Genomic DNA, 4,152 nt, shown 5'->3' with positions numbered 1-4,152 from the left:
ACCCGCCGAATACGAAACCGCCCACTACCAGAACACACAAAAACAGCAGGTCACAGCCACAATCTAGAGTCTCTACCGAACCCGGAACGGTTCAGGGGGCCTATGAGGTAGCCGCTGCACTCGGTGTCGACCCTGCTCTTCTGCCCTGCCTGGTCTTGTTGGCTCCGGCGCACACCGACGCACCGGGTCCGGCCGACCGGATTGTCTTCCCCGTCCAGGAGGCCACCCCGGCCTTCTTCCGTACGCTCTTCGGTCACCTGGCCCGGCTGATCGGGCCCACTGCCAGACCGCCGGAGGTCGACAGTTTTGGCCGCTACATCCGGCGCATTAAGTACCGCTTCGGCACACCGGTCTCGGTGCAGGCCGCCGTACGGCGCCTCGGCGCGGCGCCGCCCGCCGACCGGGCTGCCGACAGCGAGGCGTTCGCCCGGGTCCGTACCGCCGAACAGGCCGTCCGGGACGCCCTCGTCCCCGCATCTGCCGCGGCCGCCCGCCCGGGACACCACTTCACCGACTGCCGTGTCGTCATCCACTCGGGAACATCAGGAGCCACCGTGACGGAGAACTTCTACTTCCAGGGCACCCACACCACCTTCATCAACAAGCCGGTCAACACCGTCGTACGCGACTTCCAGAACACCTACGCACAAGCCCCCGCACAGGAGGACCTGGCCCGCCTGCTCATGCTGGTCCTGAACAGCCAAGACCTCCCCGATGCCGACCGCGAGGAGGCAGCCGGCGCGGTCCACGACCTGGCCCGCATCACTTCCGAGCCGGAGCCGGATACCGCCACCGCCCGCACCCGCCTTCAGCGGCTCCGCGAACTCCTCACCGCCGGGGCCGATATCACCCAGCCCGCGCTGGCCATCGTGACGTCGGTGGCGGGGATGCTGGGGGCGTGATCGCAAGCTGCCCCCGGGATTCACCGCGTCTCCGGTCGGCCGGCACGGCCCAACCGAAATAGCCCCTTGCCGGCTTACCTCGGCGATACCCCGGCTTCGATCTCGGCCTGGAGCAGCTGCTGAGCGGAATCCGCTTAGCGGATAAGGGTCTTCTCATCAATGCCGAAGACGAGCGCGAGGTGGAGTGGGCCGGCACCGTGGGGCAGGGCCTCTTCGAGCTCTCGGTCGACCCGGAGCCGTGGCTCTGGCGGGGTTCGTCCGACCGGACGCGGACCAGTGGTGACAGGTGATTGAGAAGAGAGCCGCTCCACAATTGGAAGCGTTGAGCCATTAGGGTGGATCTGCGGTAATGATTATCAAGAGTGAACGATTCTCTGGCCTCAAGGCGCGGCACTAATGCGTCTACGCTCGGTTCGCAAGGCAAGAGCGACGGATACGATTATGCTGCAAGAAGGGGACTCGAATGCCCGAAATCAACATTGAGCTGACACCTGAAACTCAAAAGCAGTTCAGCGAAGGAAACTGGTCTCTCTACGGCTTCAAGGGAGTGAACGCTAATGGCGCACAGAATGGGCGTCCGGTGGTGTGGTTCTCTTCCTCGGACTTGCTGGAGACAGTGAGTGTCGACTGGCAGGAAAAGTACGGCGCTTATATCGCCACAGGGCAGGAGATTCCTAGCGGCACGATCAAAGCATCGACTAAGCGTGACATCAAACTCGGCGAGCTCATGACCGTCGCACCAAAGGGCGGCGTGACTCTCAGTACCACCGGTGGTACTGAGGGCCGAATCTCAGTGAAAAGTCAAGCGACAAAACTTTACACCACAGGCGTTTCGCAGACTAACATTAACGGCCAGACTCTGCCCATCGCCGCGTTTCCGCTTCACGGGCAGACCACGGTGGTCATGCAGCCCCTGAACATCGTGCTTCTGACCTTCTCGGCCACGGACATGAGTAATTCTCTGGTCAAGGAGACCGCGGTCGCCAAAAGCGTTCTTGTCGACATGACCAAGAATGTGGCGCCGGTGACCATCGGCTATGAAATCAATAAGGGATGGGATACGCGGGGGCTTACAAATGTGGAAAACGTGGACACGAATGCTGACATTATCGGCAAGCTGATCCACTGACGGACTCCTGCGGAGCGGAGGACAGATAGCCCGGCCCGGACCCTGTCTGACACTCGCACCGGTTTCCGGCGCGGGCACGATGCCCGCGCCCCCGGCGTACCCGTCTCCGTCCCGGCGTAGCCGCCGGAGCCCGCACCGCCCCCGCCGCTGGCGCCCACCCGCGATCGGCGTCTTCCCGCCCTGACCTTGCTGGCGCTGTCGTTCGCATCCCTACCTGCCGGGGTGCCGCCGTTCCCGTCCGACATCGGCCGTCCGACCAGCGATTCCTCCTCGCCTTGGTTCTCCCGATACCGCCAATGCCGCGTCCGGCACGTTCGAGTACACCGCGCACGGGACAACACACGTCCTGGCCAACCCCCACAACAACACCTGCTACGACATCCCCGGCGCGGGCGGCGGCAGCAACGGCACCGACCGCAAGGCACTCCTGTTCACAGGGCCCGGCTGCCGGGGCACTGCTGCCTTCATCCTGCGGTCCTACCAGCAGGTCAGCGGCGAAGCGTTCAGCAGCGTCATGTTCATCCCCTGACCACAAGCCCCACTCGGCCGCGCGAGACGAACGACGTCAGCGGGTTCGCCGTCGTGAGGCCACTGGTCACCGAGGCCGCACCGCCTGGCTATTCAAGGCACCGCAACAGATCGGTAGTGATCTGTTGCGGTGCCGTCGTCACGCCGGCTCACACGAGGCGAGCGTTCCCAGGGAGTCCTCAGTCGGTCTGGAAACAGCTCTGGCCGAGGATGAGGCCCTGGTTCGGGTTGGCGAGGAAACCCTGTTCGCAGTAGAAGGTCCGTCGGGGGCCCTTGACGAAGAAGCTGCCGTCAGGCTGCACGCGGGGAGTGCAGCCGACGGCCTGGATCTCCTGGGCGCCGAGGTCGTCGATCCGGCTGCAGCGGTAGGTCTCGCCCTCGGCGTGTGCGGTCGTGGCGGTGGCCACCACTCGGGCCCTGACCCCAGATTTTGGACACCGGAGAGACTTGGATCTTGATGGTCCAGGAGAACGGAGTCCCCGTGGGGATGAAGCATTACCCCGCCGAGTTCAAGGCGGACGCGGTCGCGTTGTACCGGTCGAGGCCGGGAGCGACGATCAAGTCGGTCGCCGGTGATCTCGGGGTGAACACCGAGACCCTGCGGAACTGGATTCGGGCCGCTGACGGGCGTCGCCCCGGCGCCCACTCGGCACAGCCGACTGTCGCGCAAGCCGGCGACGCCGTTCAGGCGGAGCTGGCCGCGGCCCGGAAGAGGATCCGTGAGCTGGAAGAAGAACGGGACATTCTCCGCAAGGCGGCCCGGTATTTCGCGACGGAGACGCGCTGGTGAACCGCTGCCAGTTCGTTGACGATCACCAGCGCCGACACGGCGTGAAGCGGCTCTGTGACATCCTCGGCGTTTCCCGCTCGAGCTTCTACTACTGGCGCCGCACCGCGGCCACAAGAGCGGCCCGGCAGACCGTCGAGGCCCAGCTCGCGGCCCGGATACGCAAGGCCCACCAGGACTCCGACGGCACCTACGGCGCCCCCAGGATCACCGCCGAACTCCGCGACCAGGGCGGCCCGGTCGTCAACCACAAGCGCGTCGCGAGGATCATGCGGACCATCGGGCTCGCAGGCGTCCGTCTGCACCGCCGGCACCGCACCACCGTCGCCGACCAGTCCGCACCGAAGGCACCGGATCTGATCGGCCGCGTGTTCACCGCGGCCATAATGAACACGAAGTACGTCGGCGACATCACATATCTGCCAGTCAGCGGCGCGAAGCCGCTCTACCTCGCGACCGTCATCGACCTGGCCTCACGTCGGCCGGCCGGGTGGGCGATCGCCGATCACATGCGCACAGAGCTCGTCATCGACGCCCTGACGGCAGCCAGGCAGACCCGCGGAAACCTGGCCGGAGCGATCACGCACACCGACCACGGATCCCAATACACGAGCAGGGCCTTCGCTGAAACCTGCAGGTCAGCAGGGGTCCGGCAAAGCATGGGCGCGATCGGGTCCAGCGCGGACAACGCCGCCGCCGAGTCGTTCAACGCAGCCTTCAAGAGGGAGACTCTCAAGGGCCGCAAAGGCTGGTCGAGCGAGCGCGAGGCCAGGCTCGACGCGTTCCGCTGGCTGACCCGATACAAC

The 4,152-nt window shown here is 65.3% G+C and carries 5 protein-coding genes; 4 read left to right on the top strand and 1 reads right to left on the bottom strand.

Annotated elements, in window-relative coordinates; translation table 11 throughout:
- Positions 1–158: 158 nt before the first annotated feature.
- Together ACZ60Q_RS35965 and ACZ60Q_RS35960 are read left to right on the top strand one after the other, a co-directional pair.
- Positions 159–902 carry a hypothetical protein gene (locus ACZ60Q_RS35965; RefSeq protein WP_469641825.1) on the top strand — a complete coding sequence of 248 codons (744 nt, stop codon included), beginning with the start codon at positions 159–161 and terminating at the stop codon, positions 900–902.
- Between the two features lie 463 nt (positions 903–1,365).
- Positions 1,366–2,031, top strand: coding sequence for a hypothetical protein (locus ACZ60Q_RS35960; RefSeq protein WP_469641823.1), 666 nt, complete (start codon positions 1,366–1,368; stop codon positions 2,029–2,031).
- Positions 2,032–2,738: 707 nt separating this feature from the next.
- On the opposite strand, the gene ACZ60Q_RS35955 is transcribed toward ACZ60Q_RS35960, so the two are convergent.
- A complete protein-coding gene (locus ACZ60Q_RS35955) occupies positions 2,739–2,966 on the bottom strand; it encodes a hypothetical protein (protein WP_469641821.1) in 228 nt (75 codons plus the stop codon).
- A gap of 80 nt (positions 2,967–3,046) precedes the next feature.
- On the opposite strand from ACZ60Q_RS35955, the gene ACZ60Q_RS35950 reads away from it, so the two are divergent.
- Together ACZ60Q_RS35950 and ACZ60Q_RS35945 are read left to right on the top strand one after the other, a co-directional pair.
- Positions 3,047–3,349: a transposase gene (locus tag ACZ60Q_RS35950; protein ID WP_469641819.1), complete on the top strand. Its 303-nt coding sequence runs from the start codon at positions 3,047–3,049 to the stop codon at positions 3,347–3,349.
- Positions 3,346–4,152 (top strand): IS3 family transposase (locus tag ACZ60Q_RS35945; protein ID WP_469641817.1); only part of this gene is annotated, 807 nt, incomplete at its 3' end. The genes ACZ60Q_RS35950 and ACZ60Q_RS35945, both read left to right, overlap by 4 nt.

The sequence above is a fragment of the Streptomyces sp. NPDC104313 genome, assembly GCF_055583985.1.
Note: the sequence above shows the minus strand (reverse complement) of the source record. Positions and strands in the feature narration are given on the sequence as shown.

Excerpts from the sequence above, each read along its gene's own strand:
- ACZ60Q_RS35960 (WP_469641823.1), top strand. The coding sequence starts at position 1,366 with ATGCCCGAAATCAACATTGAGCTGACACCTGAAACTCAAAAGCAGTTC.
- ACZ60Q_RS35950 (WP_469641819.1), top strand. The coding sequence starts at position 3,047 with ATGAAGCATTACCCCGCCGAGTTCAAGGCGGACGCGGTCGCGTTGTAC.